The 25,431-nt window shown below is 35.9% G+C and carries 23 protein-coding genes; 10 read left to right on the top strand and 13 right to left on the bottom strand.

The annotated features are described in order from the left end of the window. Window positions 1-37 precede the first annotated feature (37 nt). The gene (locus ACFQ13_RS01205) at window positions 38-289 is read right to left on the bottom strand and encodes a type B 50S ribosomal protein L31 (RefSeq protein WP_114309933.1); all 252 of its coding nucleotides are present in this window, start codon (window positions 287-289) and stop codon (window positions 38-40) included. 172 nt (window positions 290-461) lie between these two features. Between ACFQ13_RS01205 and ACFQ13_RS01210 the strand changes: the two genes are divergently transcribed. The 7 genes from ACFQ13_RS01210 to ACFQ13_RS01240 all read left to right on the top strand — a co-directional run bounded on the left by ACFQ13_RS01210 (window position 462) and on the right by ACFQ13_RS01240 (window position 7,550). Beyond that, the gene (locus ACFQ13_RS01210) at window positions 462-983 is read left to right on the top strand and encodes a DUF4199 domain-containing protein (protein WP_386113267.1); all 522 of its coding nucleotides are present in this window, start codon (window positions 462-464) and stop codon (window positions 981-983) included. Between the two features lie 44 nt (window positions 984-1,027). Then, window positions 1,028-1,990 carry a glycosyltransferase family 2 protein gene (locus ACFQ13_RS01215; protein WP_386113268.1) on the top strand — a complete coding sequence of 321 codons (963 nt, stop codon included), beginning with the start codon at window positions 1,028-1,030 and terminating at the stop codon, window positions 1,988-1,990. Window positions 1,991-2,077: 87 nt separating this feature from the next. Beyond that, window positions 2,078-3,805: a phospho-sugar mutase gene (locus ACFQ13_RS01220; RefSeq protein WP_386113269.1), complete on the top strand. Its 1,728-nt coding sequence runs from the start codon at window positions 2,078-2,080 to the stop codon at window positions 3,803-3,805. A gap of 3 nt (window positions 3,806-3,808) precedes the next feature. After that, window positions 3,809-5,644 (top strand): ABC transporter ATP-binding protein, encoded by a 1,836-nt coding sequence (locus ACFQ13_RS01225; protein ID WP_386113270.1) that lies wholly within the window; start codon window positions 3,809-3,811, stop codon window positions 5,642-5,644. 288 nt (window positions 5,645-5,932) lie between these two features. After that, the gene (locus ACFQ13_RS01230) at window positions 5,933-6,475 is read left to right on the top strand and encodes an RNA polymerase sigma factor (RefSeq protein WP_386113271.1); all 543 of its coding nucleotides are present in this window, start codon (window positions 5,933-5,935) and stop codon (window positions 6,473-6,475) included. A gap of 88 nt (window positions 6,476-6,563) precedes the next feature. Next, on the top strand, window positions 6,564-7,070 hold the full coding sequence (locus tag ACFQ13_RS01235) for a hypothetical protein (RefSeq protein WP_386113272.1): 507 nt from the start codon (window positions 6,564-6,566) through the stop codon (window positions 7,068-7,070). Window positions 7,071-7,076: 6 nt separating this feature from the next. Further along, window positions 7,077-7,550 (top strand): Spy/CpxP family protein refolding chaperone, encoded by a 474-nt coding sequence (locus ACFQ13_RS01240; RefSeq protein WP_386113273.1) that lies wholly within the window; start codon window positions 7,077-7,079, stop codon window positions 7,548-7,550. Window positions 7,551-7,599: 49 nt separating this feature from the next. On the opposite strand, the gene ACFQ13_RS01245 is transcribed toward ACFQ13_RS01240, so the two are convergent. The 11 genes from ACFQ13_RS01245 to ACFQ13_RS01295 form a co-directional block, all read right to left on the bottom strand. Further along, on the bottom strand, window positions 7,600-8,688 hold the full coding sequence (locus ACFQ13_RS01245; RefSeq protein WP_386113274.1) for an oxidoreductase: 1,089 nt from the start codon (window positions 8,686-8,688) through the stop codon (window positions 7,600-7,602). Between the two features lie 88 nt (window positions 8,689-8,776). Then, entirely contained in the window at window positions 8,777-9,481 is a 705-nt protein-coding gene (locus ACFQ13_RS01250; protein WP_386113275.1) for an SCO family protein, read from the bottom strand. After that, window positions 9,456-10,076, bottom strand: coding sequence for a toxin-antitoxin system YwqK family antitoxin (locus ACFQ13_RS01255; protein WP_386113276.1), 621 nt, complete (start codon window positions 10,074-10,076; stop codon window positions 9,456-9,458). The genes ACFQ13_RS01250 and ACFQ13_RS01255 overlap by 26 nt, the downstream gene beginning before the upstream one ends. 3 nt (window positions 10,077-10,079) lie before the next feature. Then, a complete protein-coding gene (locus tag ACFQ13_RS01260; RefSeq protein ID WP_386113277.1) occupies window positions 10,080-10,847 on the bottom strand; it encodes a YHYH protein in 768 nt (255 codons plus the stop codon). A gap of 84 nt (window positions 10,848-10,931) precedes the next feature. Then, the gene (locus ACFQ13_RS01265; RefSeq protein ID WP_386113278.1) at window positions 10,932-11,396 is read right to left on the bottom strand and encodes an EF-hand domain-containing protein; all 465 of its coding nucleotides are present in this window, start codon (window positions 11,394-11,396) and stop codon (window positions 10,932-10,934) included. Between the two features lie 259 nt (window positions 11,397-11,655). After that, complete coding sequence (locus tag ACFQ13_RS01270; RefSeq protein ID WP_386113279.1) at window positions 11,656-12,411, bottom strand: hypothetical protein; 756 nt, start codon at window positions 12,409-12,411, stop codon at window positions 11,656-11,658. A gap of 207 nt (window positions 12,412-12,618) precedes the next feature. Continuing rightward, the gene (locus ACFQ13_RS01275; RefSeq protein WP_114309946.1) at window positions 12,619-12,900 is read right to left on the bottom strand and encodes an EF-hand domain-containing protein; all 282 of its coding nucleotides are present in this window, start codon (window positions 12,898-12,900) and stop codon (window positions 12,619-12,621) included. Between the two features lie 208 nt (window positions 12,901-13,108). Next, complete coding sequence (locus ACFQ13_RS01280) at window positions 13,109-14,539, bottom strand: CotH kinase family protein (RefSeq protein ID WP_386113280.1); 1,431 nt, start codon at window positions 14,537-14,539, stop codon at window positions 13,109-13,111. Window positions 14,540-14,714: 175 nt separating this feature from the next. Continuing rightward, the gene (locus tag ACFQ13_RS01285; RefSeq protein ID WP_386113281.1) at window positions 14,715-15,218 is read right to left on the bottom strand and encodes a hypothetical protein; all 504 of its coding nucleotides are present in this window, start codon (window positions 15,216-15,218) and stop codon (window positions 14,715-14,717) included. A 2-nt stretch (window positions 15,219-15,220) separates the two neighbouring features. Continuing rightward, window positions 15,221-15,535: a hypothetical protein gene (locus ACFQ13_RS01290; protein ID WP_386113282.1), complete on the bottom strand. Its 315-nt coding sequence runs from the start codon at window positions 15,533-15,535 to the stop codon at window positions 15,221-15,223. Window positions 15,536-15,574: 39 nt separating this feature from the next. Further along, complete coding sequence (locus ACFQ13_RS01295; protein ID WP_114309950.1) at window positions 15,575-16,153, bottom strand: RNA polymerase sigma factor; 579 nt, start codon at window positions 16,151-16,153, stop codon at window positions 15,575-15,577. Between the two features lie 220 nt (window positions 16,154-16,373). Between ACFQ13_RS01295 and ACFQ13_RS01300 the strand changes: the two genes are divergently transcribed. From ACFQ13_RS01300 to purL, 3 genes are all read left to right on the top strand, one after another. Then, window positions 16,374-17,585 carry an RsmB/NOP family class I SAM-dependent RNA methyltransferase gene (locus ACFQ13_RS01300; protein ID WP_386113283.1) on the top strand — a complete coding sequence of 404 codons (1,212 nt, stop codon included), beginning with the start codon at window positions 16,374-16,376 and terminating at the stop codon, window positions 17,583-17,585. 19 nt (window positions 17,586-17,604) lie between these two features. Then, window positions 17,605-18,693, top strand: coding sequence for an endonuclease (locus ACFQ13_RS01305; RefSeq protein WP_386113284.1), 1,089 nt, complete (start codon window positions 17,605-17,607; stop codon window positions 18,691-18,693). Between the two features lie 165 nt (window positions 18,694-18,858). Next, window positions 18,859-22,575: a phosphoribosylformylglycinamidine synthase gene (gene purL / locus ACFQ13_RS01310; protein ID WP_386113285.1), complete on the top strand. Its 3,717-nt coding sequence runs from the start codon at window positions 18,859-18,861 to the stop codon at window positions 22,573-22,575. A gap of 97 nt (window positions 22,576-22,672) precedes the next feature. Here the strand turns inward: purL and ACFQ13_RS01315 are convergent, their stop codons facing one another. After that, a complete protein-coding gene (locus ACFQ13_RS01315; protein WP_386113286.1) occupies window positions 22,673-25,306 on the bottom strand; it encodes a chondroitinase-B domain-containing protein in 2,634 nt (877 codons plus the stop codon). Window positions 25,307-25,431: the final 125 nt, after the last annotated feature.

The following is a 25,431-nucleotide window of genomic DNA, read 5'->3' on the forward strand; positions in this document are numbered from 1 at the left end:
AATCAGAAAGGCTTTTATAATATGAGTAAGCAAAGTTTTATTTCTTAAACTTAGCGTATTTGTTTTTAAACTTATCAATACGACCAGCTGTATCAACCAATTTAGATTTCCCAGTGTAAAAAGGGTGAGATGTTCTAGAGATCTCTAATTTTACTAATGGATATTCAGTACCATCGATATCGATAGTTTCATTTGTATCTGCTGTAGACTTGGTTAAATACACCTCTTCATTAGACATGTCTTTAAACGCTACAACTCTATAATTCTCTGGGTGTATTCCTGCTTTCATTACTAAATGCTTTAAATAAATTCGATTTTTTCGAGGTGCAAATTTAAATATTTTTTACAAACCTACAATCTTTTTCTTAATTTTTATTTTACAAATGTATGTAACATTTATGTAACTTTGACTACTAACAAGTCCATTAACTAAATTAATATCATTTCTTATGGATAAAACTATGAAATCTTCTGCTATGAATTTGGGGCTATATCTAGCACTCATCATCTCTTCTTTTACAATTATAGGTTATGCGATCTACCTCGATTTATTTACACAGTGGTGGTTTGGTATCGGACAAATGTTCTTGGTTATTATCTTCGGAATTATTTCAGCAGTAAAAGCACGTAAGATTAACGGCGGATTTTTAAGCTTTAAAGAAGCATTTTCTGCATTTTTTATCACCATAGCTATTGGTATATTAGTACCTGCCCTTATAGGTTTTGTTATCTTTAATATTGTAGATCCTGAAGCTGCAGTGATTCTTCAAGAAAAAATTATCAACTCTCAAGTTGCTATGATGTCTAATTTTGGAGCACCACAAGAGGCCATCGATCAAGCGAGAGCACAATTGGAAGCAGAGGACAGTTTCTTCTCTCTAGGGAATACCATTAAAACCAATGCTTACCAATTAATTGGTTTCTCTGTTATAGGATTAATTGTTGCTGCCGCTACAAAACGAAAAGATCCTGACGCAGCTTAATTAATTTCTTTATTTTTGAAATTTAGAAATTAGACCCAATCTCTATGGATATATCAGTAGTTATACCACTACTAAATGAGGAGGAATCCTTAAAAGAATTACACAATTGGATTGTATCAGTGATGCAATCCAATCAGTTTTCTTACGAAATACTATTTATAGATGATGGTAGTACGGATCAATCATGGCCAATAATCACAGAATTAAGTGAAGTAAACCCTAAAGTAAAAGGAATTAAGTTTCTTAAAAACTTTGGCAAATCTCAGGCTTTACATGCCGGTTTTGCAAAAGCTGAAGGGGATGTTGTGATTACCATGGATGCCGATTTACAAGATAATCCTGAAGAAATCCCGGAACTCTTCAAAATGATAAAACAAGAGGGACTTGATTTGGTCTCGGGCTGGAAAAAGAAACGCTACGATTCCGTTATTTCTAAAAATCTACCGTCTAAACTATTTAATTGGGCGGCTCGAAAAACTTCAGGCGTACAACTCAATGATTTTAACTGTGGCCTAAAAGCTTACAATAACACCGTTGTAAAACATATTGATGTTTATGGCGAAATGCATCGCTATATCCCGGTTTTAGCTAAAAATGCCGGTTTTATTAATATCGGTGAAAAAGTGGTGTTACACCAAGCCCGAAAATACGGGAAAACTAAATTTGGAATGAACCGTTTTATCAATGGTTTTCTAGATTTAATAACCATTTGGTTTATTTCTCACTTCGGAAAAAGACCAATGCACCTTTTTGGGGCCCTTGGGGTGATTATGACCATTATTGGCTTTGGCTTTGCGTTCTATCTTGGAATTGACAAATTGTTCTTAAACCCTTCAGGCCGATTAATTACCCAGCGTCCACAGTTTTATATTGCGCTTTCAACTATGATTATTGGTTCGCAATTTTTCATTGCCGGTTTCTTAGGAGAACTTGTGCTACGTACTAATCATCCTAATCAACGTCGCTACTTCATTAAAGAGGAATTAAATTTATCTAAAGCCGTATAATTATAAGGTAATTACTTACTAAAAAATTGTTATATTGTTTATTTTTGTTACTCAATCAATTTCATTTTCAATTAATCTCATTTTTCCATGACAACGATAAAACCAGAAATATTAGAGCGTGTTAACGCGTGGTTAACACCAACTTTCGATGACGCTTCTCAAACTCAAATCAAAGACCTTATGGCGACAAACCCTAAGGAGCTAGAAGAAAGTTTTTATAAAGATTTAGAATTCGGAACTGGTGGAATGCGTGGCGTTATGGGACTTGGTACCAACCGCATTAATAAATACACCTTAGGGAAAAACACACAAGGTTTAAGTAATTACTTAAAAGCCTCTTTTCCTGGGGAAGATTTAAAGGTGGCTATTGCTTATGATTGTAGACACAACAGCCAAACTTTTGGAAAATTAGTAGCAGATGTCTTTTCTGCCAACGGTATTAAAGTCTTTTTATTTGAAGAATTAAGACCTACACCAGAATTATCATTTGCTTTAAAGGATTTAAATTGTCATTGCGGAATTGTTTTAACAGCCTCTCACAACCCACCAGAATACAATGGGTATAAAGTGTACTGGCAAGATGGTGGCCAATTGGTACCACCACAAGACGCAGGCGTTATTGCTGACATCAATAAATTAAATTATTCTGAAATTAAGTTTGAAGCTAATGACAGTTTAATTCAGTATATCGGTAAAGATGTTGATGATGTATTTATCAATGCCTCTATTGAAAACGGAAGTTTTGACACCCCTAAAGAGGCCAAGGAAAATTTAAATATTGTTTTTACGTCTTTACATGGAACTTCTATTACGGCTATTCCAGAAACTTTAAAACTTGCAGGTTATACCAACGTTAATATAGTTGAAGAACAACGCGAGCCTAATGGCGATTTCCCAACCGTGGTATCTCCTAACCCTGAAGAACCAGAAGCTTTAAAAATGGCTATGGAATTGGCAGAGAAAGTAGATGGAGATATCGTTATTGGTACCGATCCTGATTGTGATCGTTTAGGTGTTGTGGTACGTAATTTAGAGAATGAATTGGTGATCCTTAACGGTAACCAAACCATGATTTTAATGACCAATTTCTTATTGAAACAATGGAAAAATTCAGGAAAAATAAATAATAACCAATTTGTAGGGTCTACCATTGTATCTACACCAATGATGTCTGTATTAGCTAATGCTTATGACGTAGAGTGTAAAATAGGCTTAACCGGATTTAAATGGATTGCTAAAATGATTAAAGACTTCCCTACCATGGATTTTATTGGTGGTGGAGAAGAAAGTTTTGGTTTTATGGTGGGTGATTTTGTTCGCGATAAAGATGCTGTAACCTCTACCCTATTGGCTTGCGAAATTGCAGCCCAAGCTAAGGCGGAAGGTAAAACTATGTACCAAAGTTTAATTGACTTATACGTTGAACATGGTTTCTTTAAAGAGCGTTTAATTTCTTTAACTAAAAAAGGCATTGAAGGAGCGCAAGAAATTAAACAAATGATGGTCGATGCTAGAGCTAATCCTCTAAAGGAAATCAATGGCGAAAAAGTTGTTTTAATTGAAGACTACCAATTAGCGATCTCTAAAAACCTTCAAACCAATGAAGAAACAGCTATAGATATTCCAAAATCTAATGTTTTAATTTATTATACTGAAGAAGGTAGTAAAATAGCCTTAAGACCGAGTGGTACAGAACCAAAAATAAAATTCTACATCAGTGTTAATACCGATCTTGACAATTCGGCAGACTTTGAAAAAGCGGAGCAATTGTTGGATGACAGAATCGAAGCTATCCTCAAGGATATGAAATTATAATTAATGGACTACATAAAGAAGTTAACGCGGTTTATAACCCCGTACAAGAAATATGCTTATCTAAACATATTCTTTAATATTTTATATGCCCTTTTTGGGACTTTATCATTTGTTTCTCTAATGCCAATGCTAAAGGTTTTGCTAAAAACAGCAGAGCCAATTGCGAGCAAACCAATTCCTGCTAATTATGAAGGCATTTTAGAATATGGTGATTATTTAGAGGACTCTTTAAATTTCTTTATTACTCAAAAAATTGAAGCAGACGGGCAATACAACGTTTTAATATTAATGATTTGTGTTGTCCTAGCGACGTTTTTACTTAAAAATGCGGCAGGATATTTTTCTAATTTCTTCTTAGCCTACCTGAGAAATGGAATTCTAAAAGACATTAGAAATGAACTGTACAATAAAACCGTAACCCTTCCGATCTCCTATTTTTCAGAAAAAAGAAAAGGAGATATTATAGCAAGGATTTCAGGTGATGTTAATGAAATTCAAAATTCATTATTAGCAATTTTAGAATTGCTTGTAAGAGAACCTTTGACCATTATATTTACCATTATTGTAATGTTCACCATCAGTCTAAAACTTACCATTTTCGTCTTTATATTTATTCCAATTTCAGGAATTATAATCTCTAGAGTTGGAAAAAGTTTAAAGAAACGTTCTAAACGTGTCCAAGAAGAAAATGGAGCCTTTCTGTCCGTATTAGACGAAACCTTAAACGGTTTAAAAGTTATCAAAGGGTTTAATGCAGAAAGTAGGTTTAACACAACTTTTCAGAGATCTACCTCTAGACTGTATAAATTTGCTAACGAATTAGCCCATAGACAGAATTTAGCCTCACCAACCTCTGAGTTTTTAGGTATTGTTGTTATCGCCGTAATTCTATTATATGGAGGCCAAATGGTGCTAGTTGATAAAACCTTAACGCCAGATCAGTTTATTACGTATATGGCATTAGCCTACAACATACTAACCCCTGCAAAAGCGATTAGTAAAGCGTCTTATAAAGTAAAATCTGGTAATGCTTCTGCAGATCGTGTTTTAGAGATTTTAAATACAGAATCTATAGTACAAGATCCTAGCGACGCCAAGGTAAAAACAGCGTTTGAGTCGGAACTTAAACTGAATCAAATTTCTTTTAAATATGAAGATGATTTGGTGCTTAAAAATTTCTCTCTTAGCGTACCTAAAGGTAAAAGTGTAGCCTTAGTTGGACAGTCAGGAAGTGGAAAAAGTACGATTGCTAATTTAGTGACACGGTTTTATGATGTTAACGAAGGTAGCATTACCATTGATGGCGATGACATTAAACAAATCACTAAGCATTCCCTGCGTGATTTAATGGGCTTAGTAACTCAAGATTCAATCTTATTTAATGACACGGTTGCGCATAACCTAAAAATAGGTAAAGCGGATGCTACTGATGAGGAAATCATAGATGCTTTAAAGATTGCCAATGCTTGGGAGTTTGTAAAAGACTTACCAAATGGTATAGATACTAACATCGGAGATTCTGGTGGAAAATTATCTGGTGGTCAAAAACAACGTTTGAGTATTGCGAGAGCGGTTCTTAAAAATCCACCAATTATGATCTTAGATGAAGCGACCTCAGCTTTAGATACAGAGAGTGAAAAACTGGTGCAAGATGCGCTAGAAAAAATGATGAAAAATAGAACTTCTATTGTGATTGCACACCGTCTTTCTACCATTCAAAATGCCGATGAGATCGTCGTTATGAACAAAGGTGAAATTGCTGAACAAGGTACACATGCCGAATTAATTGCTCAGAATGGTGTTTATCGTAAGCTCGTAGACATGCAGAGCTTTGAGTAATCTTGGAACTTTATTAAATAGAAAAAGGATGTGTCTTACGATACATCCTTTTTTGTTATCAAACTTGGGGCAATGATAACGCTTATTAGGTTAAGCTGAGACAAACATATAACAAATTCTCATAGCCACCAAATAAAATATGTATTTTATCGATTTTATTTACACTTTAACGAGTTAAAGTACCGTAAAGACCTAATAATCAGCACTAACAAAAGCAAGGCAAAATATTAACGTTAAGGCATTAAACTTTTATTACATTCACAAGTCTAAATAGTAAAGCTTTTATACTTGGTTAACGAATCGGAATTTATTGCGCGCTTACAAGACCCTAAGTCTAAAGAAAATGCCTTTAGAGAATTATTACAACTCTATAAGGAGCGCTTGTATTGGCATATACGAAAAATAGTACTGAATCATGCCGATGCCGATGATGTGCTTCAAAACACTTTTATTAAAATTTATAGAAGTATCGACAAGTTTAAAGGGGAAAGTAAACTCTTTTCATGGATGTATAGAATTGCAACGAATGAATCGATTACTTTAATTAACAAGAACGCAAAGCGCTTACAGATTACTAATGAAGAGTACCAAGACCGCGCCATTAATAATCTAACCGCTGATGTCTATTTTGAAGGAGATGCCATTCAACTTCAATTACAAAAAGCCATTGCGACTTTACCCGAAAAGCAACAACTTGTTTTTAATATGCGTTATTTTGACGATTTAAAGTATAAGGATATTGCTGAAATTTTAGAGACTAGCGAAGGCGCTTTAAAAGCCTCATACCATATCGCAGCAAAAAAAATTGAAGCCTTTTTAACTGCCGATTAAACCATTCTTCTAATTTGAAGTCTAACAGTTATCTAAGCTTTTCTAGGACAGTAAAAACACCTACTGAAAACAGTATAGCCTAAAAAAAATGAAAAACGAAAACTTACATAAAATCAAATCTACAGGATTAAAAACGCCAGATCATTATTTTGAGTCGTTTGAAACTGATTTTTTTGAACGTCTCCATAAGACCTCAAGTTTAGACGCGATAGAACAACCAGGTTTTAGCGTTCCAGATTCTTATTTTAGCGATGTAGAAGCACAGATTTTAAATCAGGTTGAAGATCCAAAACCTACCCCTGTTATTCCGTTAAAACCCAAACGCTCATTTTATTATGTGGCAGGGATTGCAGCCAGTTTTGCATTGTTTTTCAGCTTAATTTTTAACACAAAAAACACGGTATCTTTTGATACTATAGACACCGCAATAATTGAAGGGTATTTATACCAAGAAGAATACACTAATGAAGATTTTGCCTCTTTATTTTTGTCCGACGAGATCTCGGAGACCGATTTTATAGACCTTTCCATCTCAGATGAGACCTTAGATCAATATTTTGAGCAAATAGACACTGAAGATTTAATTTTTGAATAATAGCCTATGAACGTTTCAAAGACCCACCACAATAAGATTAACCGCACCAAAATTGCCATGACGCTATTTTTAGGGCTGTTGTTCTCCGTAAGCGTATTTGCACAACGCATGGACCGCGAAAAAATAAAAGCTTTAAAAATTGCCCATATTACAGAGCAATTAGACTTAACTAAAACAGAAGCTCAAAAATTTTGGCCCATTTATAATGCCAATGAGACTGCTCAAAATAATCTTAGAGATGCCTCTAAAAACCGACGTAAAGAAAAAAAGCTAGAGTCGCTTTCTGAAGCTGAAGCTAAAACCCTATTGTTAGATATCGAAGAGATAGAACAGCAGAAAATGGCATTGGAGTCTAAGTACTTAAACGACTTACTGCAGATTCTTCCGGCTAAGAAAATAATTAAACTGTATCATGCAGAACATTCTTTCCGACAAAAAATGTTTGAAGAATACAAAAAACGACATGCTAACGATAAATAAACGTTAGATCACAATAAAAAAAAAGGAAGCCTCATGAGCTTCCTTTTTTTTATAATTGAAATAGTAATTTACTAATCCGACCATTACCTGCGGCATAGGCAACAGAATCATTTAAAAACCGAATCGTATAAAAACCTTCGTCACTTAAATGGGTCCAGGTTTCTCCAGCATCACTACTATAATCCACACCTTTAAACCCTACAGCAACAAGTTTTTGTCCATTGCTATGCGGTACATACTGCACACAACTTCGATACCCTGGTCCGGTTTTATTTGCAACCACTTCCCAAGTTACGCCTCCATCTGAAGTTCTTATTTTATTGGCCGTATTGGCATCTGCTTCAGTATAATCGCCACCAATAGCAAATCCCGTGTAACGGTCGTAAAAATCAATAGAGTAAATCCCTGTTGTTGCCTTACCTTGCACGATAGGCGTTTCAAAAACACGCCAATGCATCCCTTTGTCTGGGGAATATAAAACTCTACTGGCCTTTCCTCCTGTAGCCACCCAAGTGTGATCACCTACAATGGCAATATTAGTATCGCTAGCCGCAAAAGCCGCTTCACCTTCTATTATAGGAGGTAAATTATCGCAACTTAACTTAGACCAAGTTTCACCACCATCACGTGTAATAAGAATACTCATACACCCTTCCGTAGGATCGCCAATAACAATGCCTTCTTGATCATTCCAAAAATCCATAGCGTCATAAAACACATCAGGATGATGTTCAGAATACACAATAGTATTCTTTTCTTTATCTGCATTCAGTTGGTAGAGTAAGGCGGGATTCCCAATGGTAATTCCATAGCCCTTGTCTTTATTCACCGCTAAGGCTCTAAAGTTTAATTGAAGTGAGTCTGTAGACAGATTGACCGTGTTATTGGTAAACGATGGAGCATTTAATGTATCTACAGATTGTAGTACTTTATTTTGGAATAGCATTCCTAACTCCCCTTTAGAGGTTAAATACATAGGACCAACAGAATCTAAGATTTCTAGCGCTCTTACATTTAAGGTGCTATCTTCCACCATAGGAACCATGGTTACCAGAGGCGTTTTTTTGGCATTTTGTAAGCCATTTGTTTTACAGGCTCCTAATAGTAAAAGCAACAAGCCTAAACTTAATAATCGCATAAGATTTCTTTTTTTTATAAAAATAGAAAACCTTCAGGACTTAAGAGGTAATCATCAAAAATAAAGCTGTATTTCTACAAGTGGTCTGCTAATGCAAGGCCTCCTCATCCTTTAAAGCTTTAGCATCAATAATTAATTGTTGCATAGACGCTCTGTTTAAACCGTTGTATATCCCTCTAATATGCTTATCCTTATCAATTAATAAGAAATTCTCAGTATGTAAAAAATCTTCAAGAGTCTTTGGAGTCCCTAAATCATTTTCAACAAAATATTGGGTTCGGCCCAAGTCGTAGATTTCTGTTCGCTCCCCTGTAACCAAATGCCATTTATGCGGAATCACCCCATGCTTATCGGCATATTGTTTTAAAACCGGTATGGAATCTTGCGTCGGCGTCACGGAATGTGATAAAAATAAAATATCATCATCGTCTTTAAAGGTTTCTTGCAATTGAAACATATGTCCTGTCATTTGCGGACAGATTCCAGGGCAACTCGTAAAAAAGAAATCTGTAATATAAATCTTATCCTTAAAAGTATCTTGAGTTACGGTTTCCCCAAGCTGGTTCGTAAGTTTAAAATCTTTAATCTTATGAAAGGCCTGCTCTTCCTCACTACCTGGCACCAACCACTGGGGTGTAAACGATTCTTCATTATAGTAGGGCAAGTAGGCTACACGACTATCGGTTTCAACATCATTAACCGTTTTGGTCTTCGCTTCATTGCATCCTAATACTAGTATTCCTAATACAAGTACCCCTAAAATGCCCTTATTTCTTCTTAACAACTTTTTCATTTTCTAATTTATAACAAGCGTTTGCACGCATCAGTCCAAAAACTCTATCGTTTTTAACTTCGTAATTCACATATAATTTTCCATTGGGTAGCCAGGCCTTTTGTAAACCTTTTTCCTTCCCGCCTTCTAACCAGCGTAGTTTTGAAAGTTCACCATTAGAGTAAAACTGTTTCTCTCGGCCTTCTTTTTTTCCGGCTTTATAAGTGACCTCTAAAGCCACAAGGCCATTTTCCCAATAACTTGTGTAAAGCCCTTCTAATTTATTCTGATGATAATAAGCCTTACTGCGCAACACCCCGTTATCGGACCATGTTTTGGCAACACCTTGCCGTTTCCCTTGGTAGAATCCTAATTTCTCAATATGCTGCCCTTTCGCATTTTCTTTAACCGCATAACCATTATAAGGCTTATCGTTATAAGACCAGACGCCGTTTAATGGATTTAAGACTAAATCTGACTTTTTAACCAGGGTATCGCTAATAAGCAACTCAAGGTCTTTAGCTTTAGGAGCGTTTTGAGCAACAGAATTGCTCGCCCGCTCCTGACAGCTATAATAAGAAAGTAATACGCTAAGCGCTAAAATTAGAAATCTCATAAATTAATACCCTTGAAATGGTCCTGCAAAAGCTAAATAAGAACCTGTTGTAGAATACACTTCATTGATAATATGATAATGATATTCTTCCTCTCCATTAGTATATTGAGTTGCAGAGGTATGCCCTCCTGAAACATCTAAATCCGTTGGATACGTTCCGGTAGAAGCACATTGTCTTCCATAGAGAAATACACCATCTAATAATATACCCACCAAAGCATCGTCATCATCACTGAACGCTTTAGGCTCTAAATGGTAATGATACACCCCAGGACCAATATGGCCTCCTGTCCAATCTAAAGACCCCGCAGCTTCGTCTAATTGCCCTGCACCTTCTTGATCATTAAATATTGATACGCCACTTACCGCAATGCCGATAGTATCGAAATTTGTAGCAACAGAACTTCCAGTAAGATCTGGCGTTGCATCTACCATTATGGTTACCGCATTATTATTACTAGACATAATACTAGGGGTAACATCTACTGTAGGCTCATCTCTATATAACTCATGGCCTTCTCCCCAATACACGGTTTCATGATCTGGTAACCCCGAAGTTTCAATAACAACTTGTGATCCTTCTAAATAGATTGTTGTGGCGTCTGAATTAAACGCGGCAAAAGCAGGGTGAAGTTCTGTAACGACCTCATCGTCGGTATCCGATACACCTGATGTTGAATCGTCTGTGCTGTCATCTTCCGAACAAGCAGTATTCAGTGTAAACATTAATACAGTTAAGCCTAATAATTTTAATACATCTTTCATTTCCATATGATTATTTTAGTTAATATTTGTTTGTCTTTAGAGCAGTATAAAAGGGCTCTTATCTTTTTAGTGGTTTCGTTTTTGTGAATCTTATTTTTGGTAATAGGCTTTTAATTCTTCTTCATCTAACTGAGCATCTCCGTTACGATCAATGGTCTTAAAATCAGCCATCAAGTCCCGTTGATCCTTAGCGGCAATCTCTAATTCATTTAGCATCCCATCGCCATCATGATCAATGGCTTCAAGTAGTTTTTCTACTGTTACAGATTTTAAAACCGTTCCATTAAGTGAGGCCTCTAGTTCTTCAAGAGAAACAAAACCGTCACCATCAATATCAATTTCTTCAAAATCTTCAGCAATTTTTCCTCTTCGGTCGTTTGCAGCTTCACGGGCTTCTATTTTACCGTCGTTATTGGTATCTAACAGCTTCAAAATTTCTGACGCTTCAGGTTGTTCTCCATTTGGCGGCCCTCCACCTTGACGTCCACCTCTACCGCCTTGTGAAAAAACAGATAGACTACCAGCGAAAGCAAGGAGTACTAAAAATGACTTCATATTCATCCGTGTTATTTATTTTGATTTAAAGTTTAGATGCCATACGATTTATAAACTTGCGGTGTCCCCGTATTTTTTTTTAGCTGACATTCAAAAAAAATAATAAAGACTTCGTATTGGTGTACGAAGTCTTATTAAAACAATTTATAAACTTAAACTACAATTTGGTGGAACAGCACCTCATCATTAGATTAATCCTATAGCTTTAGATGCCATAACGAAATTAAACTTGCGGCACTTTACTATTTTTTTTTGCAGCCTACTCATTTTCTAGTTCTTTAGTAAGCTTATAAGCGATCATTTGAGTTTTATCGCGCAGTGTTTTTGCATTTTCTAGTTGGATTTCCGTTTGCAATAACCGATCTACCAAACAGTTTTGATACGATCTACTTAACAGTAAATTATCATAATTAGAGGCCAAAGTAAACTCTTTATGCTCCTGACATGGAAACTCACGCTGCGTTAAAATATCAATAAGGGAAATGTACTTTTCTATGGTGGGCTGCAAGCGATTAACTATAATGTTTTCAATTTTAGTTTCTTGATTCTGAAAATTATCTAATTCATTAGGGTAAGCGGCAATGAGATCTTTTAAGAATACACTTTCTATAAACTCAAATTTATTGGTGGTGTTTACAGAATTTATAGCACCATTGTGTAATTGAGTAGGTTTATAAGCTACATCAATAATGGCTTTTTTTTCGTCGTCAGACAATAGCTTCGGCGTCTCTTCTAAAATTAAATCAATAGTACTATCTAGGTTTTGCACATTTTGAGTATAACTAGCAATGGCATAATCTAATAGGTCTAAATTGGCGTTTAACTCTTCATTTAAAGATTGGTAAATTTTAATTTCAACAATTTTATTTTTTCGCAACTCATTAAGCGTATTAATTTTCCAGGCAATTAAAACCCCTAGTACAATTAAAATAATCTCTCCAAGAGCGTAAATTAAATAGTTTTTAATCTTACCAGACACCAATAATTTTTTTCTAATTTTTCTAAATATTCGCATAATGAGGTTGGGGTATTTTTAGTTGTTTTTTTAGAGGAATAAAAAAGCTTCGCAATTTCTTACGAAGCCTTTTCTCAAAACAATCAATCAAACTATCTATTATAAAATCTTGATGCTGCACATGAATATACAGAATCCAATTTTACAATCTTTTTTATACCTTTTTAAGCGCTGCACACTGAGGTTGTATGCTAGAGCTTTAGGTGCTTATCGTTTTTTTCGTTCTGGTTTTGGTGCGTTTTTAAACTCCTCTTCACTTATAAATCCGTCTTCATCTGTGTCAATTTTAGAAAATTGATCTTTTAAAGGCCCTTTAATTTCAGATTCTGCTAGTTTCCCATCCTCATTCGCATCCATTTCTTCTAATAGTTGTGCAAATGTTGGTGGCGCTTTACGCTCTTGTCGATCTTGCGATTGTGCAAATCCTATACTTGAACTGATCATTAAACCAAATGCTAATACTGCTGTTGTCATTGTGTTACTTTTCATGTCTTTTTATTTTAAGATTATATACTTTTAGATGTGCTTATCACTTTAAACTATTGCGTCTTCGTGTTAAAAAAAACACAAATAAAAAATGATGATAATAGGGTTTATTGATGAATAAAATAATGCTGTATACCTTTAAGAAAAAGCTTCGCAAATCTTTACGAAGCTTTCACTAAACTATTATTATTAAAAACTAAAACATCTTTTTTTACTGATTACTTAAGTACGTACTTACCGCACTATTACGTGAGACCACATGGGCATTTAAGGTACTTACTGCCGACTGAAAATCGGAGCTTCCATTTAAAAATGTATAACCATCCAATTCTGAAGTTGCATAAGGCTCAATTAAGGCGGAGTACGACGCGTATTGTGCCTGAATTTCACTCACGCTAAAGGCACCATCAACAACCTCTTGCACATAAGTATTGTATTGCGCTCTATACACATCATCGGCGTATAAATACCCAATCAATGGCCATTCGTTACTGTTTAGTCCTGAGAAATCTAAAGGTAAAGCGCCTTGCATATTTCCAGTTTGTAAGGCTTCATTATTATCCCAAGGAATCCAAGTTAATTTATCAGTATCGGCATCATTATAGAGGAAATAGTTATGCGTCATTCTTCCGTAGGTATCCCAATTTTGAATCACCGTATTGGTCGCTAAATATTTTAAAAATACATCGGTATCTAAAACCGCATCGAGATTGGTTCTCCAGCTTGCTGCATCTGAAGTTCTACTAGCATCATTAAGTATCGTATAAAGACTTTCAACATCAGAGAAATCAGCCTCATCTTCATTGGTTTTCTTCACCAATTCATCTTCATCATAAGAACCATAAGCAAAACTCGCTGCGTCCCCATCTGGCTTGTATAAATTACCATCATTATCTGAGAATTGAGTATCTATAACCGTATCGTCTACTTCTTCAACTAAAGTATAGAGTCCGAAATAAATAGGTCCATCACCATGATCTATATACACCGTATAGAAAGCTGTATGCGATCCGACCAAACCTGCATTTCTAAAAACATCACCAGCAACTTTTTCTCTCAGCATCGATTTATCGTTATAATTATTTTTTAGACTTAACTTTTTAAATCCATAAAAACGTTGGTTATCAATCTGTGGATAATCATCTTCAAACTCATCAAAATCGAGTTTTAGAGACAGCTTAAGAATACCATTAGCCCAAGAAGAGGCCAAGCTAGAATTTCCTTTAAAGCGCACTCCTACTCTATACCATTCTATGCCGTTATAAAAAACTTCAGCAGGCACAAAAATAGGATCTTCATCATCATCTGAGAACGATCCGTTACCACTTCCAAAGGCACCGTATAAATCCGTCATATCGTCTAACATACTTTCCCATCTAGATTCAGTGATTACAATATCTATTCGTTTTACGGCATCGTCTTCAAAGACTTCTTCAAAATTAGGGTCAGCATCTTTACTGTGTGTTTCGGTAGTCCAATCTGTAGCTTCAAAATCACTATCGTCTACCTCTTCAATATCATCATCTGTAGCGGTTGTCGTTGAACTATCATCATCAGTACTACAAGCATTAAAAGTGACTAGAGCGACACTAAATAGTAAGGCGAAGTACAAGAGGTTAAAATTACTTTTTAGGTTTTTCATCTGTTCTAAATTTTAGAGTTTATGTATTATGCGGATAGTCTTATCCTGCTTAAGCTTTTTACAACTTATACACCTTTAGATGTCTTTTTAGTTTTTAACTTGTGTTCTCTTATGTTAAAAAAAACAAAAAAAAGACCTTCAATTGCTGAAGGTCTTTTTTTATAGTCTGTCGTTATTAATTTCTTTCGGGTGGTGGCGGTCTATGCCCTTGCCCTTCTCTTGGTGGTGGTCCTTGACCTTGATCGCCTTGACGAAGGGCGTCCATTATAATGCTTTTAAATTTTTCTTTCTGCTTATCATTAGACAATTCTTGAATCATTTTAAAATGATAAAAGATTTCTTTTTCCTTTTCGCTTTCTTTTTCACTAATTAATACGGCTAGCGAATCTATGGTAGAGGCCTCAACATGCGTATCAGATAACTTATTATAAAGTTCATCTTTTAGATTTCTAATATCATCAGACAACCGTTTCATTAAGGCATGATGGGCTTCATTTTTAGGATTAAACGCTGCTAATTGTGCGTTATTAAATCCGAGCTCTTTAACTAAAAAATCTCTATTTTCTTGTGGTGCATTGCTGCTCTGCATCCTGTTTTTCCCCATATAATTAAACAAGAAAAAACCGTTAACCACAATTAGAAAAATAAGCAATATATAGACAATTATATTTTTCTTCATAATTAGTTAATTATAGACGTTTCTAAATTTGTAGATAAACCATAAGACTCAGCAAAACTACTAAGACTCTCATCGTAAGTGGTTTCTTTTAAACTGTTAAATGCCATGATATTTAATATTACAATGGCCACTAATGTTACCAATTGTAATTGAGGCGTAAACCATGACCCCGTAGCCTCCTGAACCTCTTCGGATGCCTGACGAATTTGATGCATTACATTTTCCTTAAAAAAAGGAGACACTTTAACCTCTTCAATAGACGCCATGGCATCAAAGGTGTCTTTAACTTTTTTATTCATTTCATCATTAGTTTTCATAATCATAGCTTTAGATGCGTTATTTTAGAAAAACTTGCGCTAATATTCATTTTTATAAAAATTCTCTAAAAGATTTTTTAAATTCTTTTTAGCTCTAAACATTATAGATTCTACAGAAGACAGACTGCGCTTGGTAATATCAGCCACTTCCTGATAACTTTTGCCATCAATTTTATGTAAGGTAAAAACCACTTTCTGACTTTCCGGAAGGTTATTAATGGCTTTAAAGAGCGTGGCACTAAGTTCTTGATTTTCTAATAAGATTCCCGGATGGTTCATTTCCGTAAAATAATTAGTTTTATCAATAGGTACCGCAGTTCCGGTGATGGACTGTAAAAAGGCAAAACGTTTTTTGGTGTTTTTCTTTCTAATAAACTCCAAACATTTATTAGTTGTAATTCTATAAATCCAAGTCGATAATTTAGAGTCGCCTTTAAACTTCCCTATAGAATTGAAGACCTCCACAAACACATCTTGTGCAATATCTTCAGCATCTTCTTTATTAGGCACAAATGAAATACAAGTACTAAACACCTTCTGCTGATAGGCATCCAAAAGGGCACTATACGCCTTTGGGCTTTTAGACTTTAGTTCTTGTATAAATTCTTTGCTTTCCAAAAATATATGATAAATAACAGATTGCTAAATTAATTGAGATCCGATAACTAAAAAATAATTCGGTCATATATTTAATATTAAAGTAACAGTTTAGAATAAAGTCTTAAACTCTAAAAGTTTTCTCTTACCTTTGCCCGTTATTTAATTAATAATTAGTTCTGTTTATAGAAGTTTTAAAATGTTTAAAACGATAAACAGAAACCCGAATACAAGAATAGAAATGCGACTACACAGAAATTTATGCTTTGCCGTAATTGACGGATTACACCTTATTTTTAATGAAGGTGAATATGCAGATAAAGTCATACAACAATTACTAAAACGCGATAAACGCTGGGGAAGTCGCGACCGAGGATTTGTAGCAGAGACTGTTTACACCATTGTACGTTACCAAAGACTTTACACTGAAATTGCAGATGTAAAAGCGCCTTACGATAGAGACAATCTTTGGAGAATCTTTGCGGTATGGGCTACTTTAAAAGGTATAAAATTACCCGATTGGAAATACTTTACAGATACTCCAACTCGAAAAATTAAAGGCCGTTTTGACGAACTGTCTAAAGTGAGAAAATTTAAAGAGTCAATCCCTGATTGGATTGATGAATTAGGTGTTGCCGAATTAGGAGAGGCAGAATGGTCTAAAGAAATTGCTAAGCAAAACGAACAGGCCGAAGTTATCCTAAGAGTAAATACCTTAAAAACCAACAAAAAAGATCTACAGTTAAAATTAGAATCTGAAGGTATTGAAACGGAATTTTTACCTGATCATCCTTCTGCCTTAAAACTGAAAGAACGTGCCAACGTTTTTGTTACAGAAGCTTTTAAAAACGGTTGGTTTGAGGTGCAAGATGCGTCTTCACAATTAGTTGCCGATTATTTAGAGGTTGAACCAGGTATGAAGGTTGTTGATGTTTGTGCTGGTGCCGGTGGAAAAACCTTACACCTTGCTTCTTTAATGGAGAACAAAGGACAACTAATAGCCATGGATATTTACGAAAGTAAATTGAAGAAACTCAAAATTAGAGCACGTCGTAATGGCGTTCATAACATTGAGATGAAGGTGATTGATTCTACAAAACCGATTAAAAAATTACACGGAAAAGCAGACCGTTTATTAATTGATGCGCCATGTTCTGGTTTAGGAGTGTTACGTCGTAATCCTGATGCCAAGTGGAAATTAGAGCCTGAGTTTATAGAAAACATTAAAAACACGCAAGCCGAAGTTTTACAACAGTATTCTAAAATGGTAAAACCTGGAGGAAAAATGGTTTATGCCACTTGTTCTGTATTACCTTCTGAAAACCAAAAGCAAGTTGATAAATTCTTAAACTCTGAAGCAGGTAAAGACTTCACCTTCGTTAAAGATAAAAAAGTCTTAGCCTACAAATCGGGTTATGATGGATTTTACATGGCTTTACTTCAAAAAAAATAATCCCCTTAAAATTTAAATAATGAAACAAATTTACTTACTACTATTTGTGTTCATTACCACCACGGTATGTGCACAATTAGTTCCCCCTACAGAATTAGAATCTTATTATAACACCGTAGATTTTACAGCTACAGGCATTAGTCTTAAAAATGATTTAATTGAAGTTACGGAGAATAAGCACACCAATTACTTAAGTTATAGCGATGTTTGGGAAGCTTCAATGGCTACCGACCTTGACCCAGATAATGCTAATAATGTGCTTTTATTATATGGTTATAACGATACGGATGGCGATGTCACTACAGACCGTACCAGAGGAAAAACTTTAAACGGAGGAAACGTTGGCGATTGGAACAGAGAACACGTTTACCCAAAATCTTTAGGAAATCCAAATTTAGGAACTTCAGGACCAGGATCTGATGCGCAAATGCTAAGACCTAGTGATGTTCAAAGAAATGGAGCCCGTGGTAACCTATTATTTGCAGAAAAAAGTGCCAACCAATTTTTAAACGGTGAATCTGGAAGTACTAATGGAGGTTGGTATCCTGGTGACGAATGGAAAGGCGATTGTGCTCGTATCATTATGTATATGTATATCCGTTATGGCGATCGTTGTTTACCAACAAATGTTGGTATTGGTAGTAGCATCACTACACCTGATGATATGATTGACTTATTCCTTGAGTGGAATGCCGAAGATCCTGTTGTAGAAGGAGGTATTGAAGACCTACGTAACAGCTACCACAGTAACACGAGCAACACTTACGCACAAGGGAATAGAAATCCATTTATTGACAACCCTTATATTGCTACTGCAATTTGGGGCGGACCAGAAGCTCAAAACCGTTGGGACAATCTTTCTATTGAGGACAACGAACAAAACGTTGTAACCGTATACCCAAATCCAGTTCGAGGAAATGAGGTTACCATACTTTCTAACCAAGATATTATCGCCGAGGTTTACGATATTTTAGGAAAAAAGGTTAAAGTTCAGAGCATCACAAACAACCAAAAGAAATTAAATATCTCCGGATTATCAAAAGGGGTTTACCTATTAAAATTAAATTCTGAAACCGGAAGTCAGACTAAACGACTGATTAAACAATAATTACGAAATTTTACCCATTTTATAAAGCGACTCAGTGAGTCGCTTTTTTAATGTTTAAAACCTCGTGAATAACTCCCCTATTTTCAATAGCATATTATATACCAAATCACGTTTAAAAAAGGTAAATTTGCATTTTACTAAACACAACTCAAACACCAGACATAAATGATTCATTTCTTCGGAAACCAAAACAGCAAAGTATATGCTGTTCAAGCCACAAAAGAATTATCAACAGAAACCATCTCTAAATTGACATGGTTATTTGGCGACCAGCCCAAACTTGAACAAGCATCAATCGATGCTTTTTTTGTTGGACCTAGAGCTGCGATGATAACCCCTTGGAGTACCAATGCTGTAGAAATTACTCAAAACATGGGAGTTTCTGATCTTATAAGAATTGAAGAGTTTACTTCAGTTTCAGAAGATTTCACGGATTATGACCCTATGATTTCTGAAAAATATCAAGGCTTAAATCAAGAGATTTTTACGATTGATATTCAACCAGAAGCCATTCTCAATATTGAGGACATTGCGGCTTATAACCAACAAGAAGGCTTATCGCTTAGTGATGAAGAAGTTGCTTATTTAGAAGGCGTTTCTAAAAAAATAGGCCGTCCATTAACCGACTCTGAAGTCTTTGGCTTTTCGCAGGTGAACTCAGAACATTGTCGTCATAAAATCTTCAATGGGACCTTCGTTATTGATGGTGAAGAAAAAGAAACCTCGCTTTTTAAACTGATTAAAGAGACATCGAAACAAAACCCTAATGCTATTGTTTCGGCCTATAAAGATAATGTGGCTTTTATTAAAGGTCCTGTGGTACAGCAATTTGCACCAACCCGTGCCGATGTACCGGATTTTTACACCACAAAAGATTACGAATCTGTAATTTCATTAAAAGCAGAAACACACAATTTCCCAACTACCGTAGAACCTTTTAACGGTGCTGCTACAGGATCTGGTGGAGAAATTAGAGACCGTCTTGCTGGAGGAAAAGGTTCTTTACCCTTAGCAGGAACTGCGGTTTATATGACCTCTTATTCACGATTGGAAGAGAACAGACATTGGGAAAATAAGTTTGAAGCTAGAGAATGGTTATACCAAACTCCAATGGATATTTTAATTAAGGCTTCTAACGGGGCTTCAGATTTTGGAAACAAATTCGGACAACCTTTAATTACTGGGTCTGTATTAACCTTTGAACATAATGAAAACCCTTCTTCTAGCACCTCTAAAGCTCGAAAATTAGGCTATGATAAAGTTATCATGCAAGCCGGAGGTATTGGTTACGGAAAAGCAGAACAAGCCTTAAAAGATACGCCTAAAACAGGTGATAAAATTGTTATTCTTGGTGGTGAAAATTACCGCATAGGAATGGGTGGTGCTGCGGTATCTTCTGCAGACACGGGCGAATTTGCTTCTGGTATTGAGTTAAATGCCGTACAACGTTCTAACCCTGAAATGCAAAAACGTGCTGCAAATGCTGTACGAGGAATGGTAGAGAGTGATGAAAATTTCATTGTTTCTATTCACGATCATGGTGCAGGTGGACATCTTAACTGTCTCTCTGAACTTGTAGAAGATACCGGTGGAAAAATTGATTTAGACAAACTTCCTGTTGGAGACCCTACCCTTTCAGCAAAAGAAATTATTGGTAACGAGTCTCAAGAACGTATGGGCTTAGTTATCGGAGATCAGCACTTAGAAACTTTACATAAAATTGCCGATAGAGAACGTTCTCCTATTTACGATGTCGGTGAAGTGACAGGAAATGAACGTTTTACTTTTGAATCGGAATCCTCAGGAGCTAAACCTATGGATCTGGCTTTAGAAGATATGTTTGGGTCTTCGCCAAAAACGGTAATGACAGATAAAACCGTTGCAAGAAATTATAAAAACCCACGTTATAAAACTAAAAATTTAGACATCTACTTAAAGCAAGTGCTACAGTTAGAAGCTGTGGCTTGTAAAGATTGGTTAACTAATAAAGTAGACCGTTGTGTAGGTGGTAAAGTGGCAAAACAACAATGTGTGGGTCCTTTACAGATTCCGTTAAACAACGTTGGGGTTATGGCTTTAGATTACAACGGAAAAGAAGGGGTGGCAACATCTGTGGGTCACGCTCCTATTTCGGCTTTAATTGATCCGGCTGCAGGAAGTAGAAATGCAATTACTGAAGCTTTAACAAATATCATTTGGGCGCCGTTAAAAGACAATTTACAATCTGTATCCTTATCCGCTAACTGGATGTGGCCTTGTAAGAATGAAGGTGAAGATGCACGTTTGTACCAAGCGGTACAAGCGGTTTCAGAATTTTCTATCGACTTAGGCATTAATATTCCTACCGGAAAAGATTCGCTTTCTATGAAACAGAAGTACCCTGATGGTGATGTTATTTCTCCGGGTACGGTTATTATTTCTGCAGCAGGAAACTGTAATGAAATTACCAAGGTTGTAGAACCTGTTTTACAAGTTGATGGTGGTAATATTTATTACATAAACATCTCTCAAGACAATTTTAAATTGGGTGGAAGTTCTTTCAACCAAGTTTTAAACGCTATCGGAAACGAGACGCCTGACATTAAAGACACGGCCTTTGTAAAGACGACATTCAATGCCTTACAAGAGCTTATTAAAGCTGATAAAATAAAAGCAGGACACGATGTTGCTTCGGGAGGTTTAATTACCACTTTATTAGAAATGTGTTTCGCAGATGTAAACTTAGGGGCTAATTTAGACTTAAGTGCACTACAAGAAGACGATGCCATTAAAATCCTTTTCTCAGAAAATTCAGGAATTGTTTTTCAAGCTGATGCCTCTGTTGAAACTATTTTAAAGTCACAAAACATCGAGTTCTTCAGCTTAGGAGAAGCGAATACTTCTGGAACCGTAAACATTAAAAATAATGAAGAGCTGTTCACTTTTGATGTTGCTGAAATGAGAGACGTATGGTTTAGAACCTCGTTCTTATTAGACAAAAAGCAAACAGCAAATAACTTAGCGCAAGAGCGTTATGACAATTATAAAAATCAAGCTTTAGACTTTAAGTTTCCTGAAGGATTTTCTGGAAAATTAAATGCGGTCTTATCTGGCTCTACGACAAACACTGAGGCTTCTCAGAACTCTGTACGCCCTAAAGCTGCTATTCTTAGAGAAAAAGGTTCTAACTCTGAACGTGAAATGGCGAATGCAATGTATTTAGCCGGATTTGACGTGAAGGATGTGCATATGACCGATTTAATTTCTGGACGAGAAACCTTAGAAGACATTCAGTTCTTAGGTGCTGTTGGTGGCTTTAGTAACTCGGATGTATTAGGTTCTGCTAAAGGATGGGCTGGCGCTATTAAATATAACGAGAAAGCCAATAAAGTCATTAAAGATTTCTTTAAACGTGATGACACCCTTTCTATCGGAATCTGTAATGGAGCACAACTTTGGATGGAATTAGATCTGGTGAATCCAGAACATGAAGTTCATGGAAAACTGACCTATAACGATTCTAAAAAACACGAAAGCGGATTTACATCTGTAGCCATTCAAAAAAATAACTCTGTAATGTTATCGTCTTTAGAAGGGACAACCTTAGGAGTTTGGATTTCTCATGGTGAAGGAAAATTTAGTCTTCCTTATAGTGAAGAACAATACAATATTGTAGCGAAATACGGTTATGACGCTTATCCAGCAAACCCTAACGGTTCTGATTTTAATACCGCAATGCTTTGTGATAAAACCGGAAGACACTTGGCTACAATGCCACATATAGAACGTTCTATTTTCCAATGGAATTGGGCTAATTATCCTCAAGGTCGAAAAGATGAAGTTTCACCATGGTTAGAAGCTTTTGTCAACGCTAAAAATTGGATAGAAAAAACCAAAGCTTAAGCATAAACATTAAGCACATTGCTTAAAACTAAAATGAATAAAAAAGACTTCTCACCTTGAGAAGTCTTTTTTTGTTTACAGAAAAATTATTCAGTTTTTAATCTGAAACGATAATCTTTTTAGATAAGGTCTGTCCTGCTGCACTGTTCAGTTTTAAAACATAAGTACCGCGTTCTAATTTTGAAACGTCTATTTGAAAAACGCTATTGTTGATCTTCGGTTGTGCTTCTAGAATTAATCGGCCATCTAAAGCATACAACTGATACGCACTTACACTACTCGCTTCCGTTACTTTTACGTTTAACATCTGCTGTACAGGATTAGGATAAAGCGTTATTTGTTGCTCTAAGTCTACAGAATCTACACTTAAACTCTGTGTCCCAAAAAATTCGATTTCTGTAATGTTGGTCCAAGCACTCACACGACTTGTTCCTGCAGTATTAAAGCGTCCAAAGCTCAGGAGTTTTACATAACGTGCTTCAGTATCCACTTCATACTGATCAAAATCTACACGAGTTCCGGTAGTGGTTGTAATTTGCAAACCGCTTTCCACTGGTATTATTTTTGTAAAATCTTCATCCGCCGTTCCTGTGGTTGACACCCATATTTGAAAACCATAAGGATCGGGCTTATCATCGGTTGCGATTTGAATCATATCTAAATCATAACTGCTACCTAAATCGTAAATGACGTATTCCCCATCTCCTTTAAAATCATCTATTAAAATTGAACCATCAGAAGCTGTCCATTGGGTATCGGTATCTTTATCTAAGGTATTCACCGCATAATTGGTTTTAGGCGGATTAGCATTAAGATCCACTTCTTCTTGTGAAAAGGCAAAAACAGTCACCGGATCATCTTCTAAACCAGTATTAATAAGATCGTATAAATCTACCAAATCCGCCCCTTCTTGAGTAACATTAAGCACTCTTACAATATCATCACCTCCGGCATCTTGCGTAAAGGTCAACGTCCCTTCTCTACTTGAGGTTTCTGTATTTTCAGTAACACTTAAAACTACCGTTGCATCTCCAGACCCTGAACTTGTAGCGATAGTCATCCAATCTGCATTAGAAACTGCCGTCCAACTTACATTAGCATTTACAGTGACGTCGTAGCTTCCTGCTTCAGGACCTAATGGCTGAAGTGTACTTACCGTTAAACTTTCAGGAATTTCAATAGTACAATCGCCATCTGTAATAGAAGCGCCCAAATGATTGACGTAACAAGCACCAATACCGTAACCAACCATAGCATCGGTTGTTGGGGTATAAACGCCCATATCAGCACCTTTACCTTCAGATCCCGCACCTGTAAAGCTAAAAATTTCACCTGTTGCAGTGGCTTCTAGCGTTAAGGTTTCTGTAAAGCCCGTATTTGTTTCGCCAAGAATAGCCCCAGCATAAACATTACCGGTATAACTTAAGGTAGTTCCTAAATCTGTGTAAGACGAGGCTGTATCCCCAGAAATAACCGGAGTTATATTGGCGTTAGATGCGGTGAAATAAATAAGGTTGTTGGTTACTGTTCCCGTAGGATCCGTAGAACCTTTATCCGTATTATAAAAAAGCGGTGCATTGGTATTCACAATTGTATTTTGTGACACGTTTATATTTTCAACTTTTTGATAACCGTTAGAAGTATTTGATGAAGAACAAGACACATCATTATTAGCACTACCACCTAAAAAAGTAATCCCATTATTCCACTTCGCCTGATCACCAACACTAATACAATCTTGAATATAATTATTGGTAACCGTGTGCTCACTGTCTACAATTCTAATGCCTCCAGTTCCTTCTATATTTTCACCTAAAAAATAATTACCCTCAACAGTCGCATGAGAACCATGACGTAATACTAAAGAGCCTCTACTACGACGAAAGGTATTATTAATAAAACTATTATTTTTACTCTTATTGGTAATAATCTCATTTTCACCATCAGCTTGCACAAAGTAATTGTTAGTTACTAATACGCTACTATCGACATTCTGGTACGAACTTGTCCCAATTCTAATGGTCTCACTGTCGCCAGAGTTCGTTAATTCTGAATCTATTTTTTCGTAATTATAAAAATAGTTATTGCTAATGGTATGGCCTACAATAGCACAACTGTTGTTAACTTCTGGCTCCCCATCATCTACTGGAGGATAGGCGTTATAAGCAAGCTCTGCTAAAATCATATTTCCGGCATTTGTTTTATTCATAAAAGAACAATTAATCACCGTATTATAAGTTCCATATAATACCACCCAGTTATGTTTTTGACTTGCCCCAGCTTCAAAATCATCAGGATCTACTGTAAGTCCATCAATCACACAGTTCTGTAGGGTACTGTGGTTGGCGTAATCATAGCCGTCCCTAAACTCTATAACAACGCTAGCACCATAACCGCCGTCCCAATGAAAACCGTCAACAACAACATGGTCGCCGCCAATACTCATCCGTAAACCTCCAGTAAACTTTACTCCTCCAGGCGTTTCTGCCCTAAAAGTAATTGGCAAAGCGGCGGTTCCTGTAGTCGGTGAAAATTTAATACGGTCATCTGTAGTGTAAATTCCGTTTTCAAGGATAACGACATCACCAGCTTGCAGCGTTTCAGATAAAGCATCAAGGTCCTCGGGATCATCAATAGTGTAAGTGCTCTGTGCTTTAACACATAACACACTAAATAAAAAGAAACTAAAGCATAACAAGGCTTTAGTCTTAAAGCGATAGATTGTTGTCATAATTAAAAAATTAAAAATGTTAGAGATAAATTGGTTAACCAATCTGGTTAACCAAATATATAAAAATATATCATTCAAGAAACCAAGGAATTAATTAATTTTTAGGAAAATATTTAGGCTTTATT

Origin of the sequence: Winogradskyella rapida, from assembly GCF_042675845.1 — a bacterium.
GTDB classification, from domain to species: Bacteria; Bacteroidota; Bacteroidia; order Flavobacteriales; family Flavobacteriaceae; genus Winogradskyella; species Winogradskyella rapida.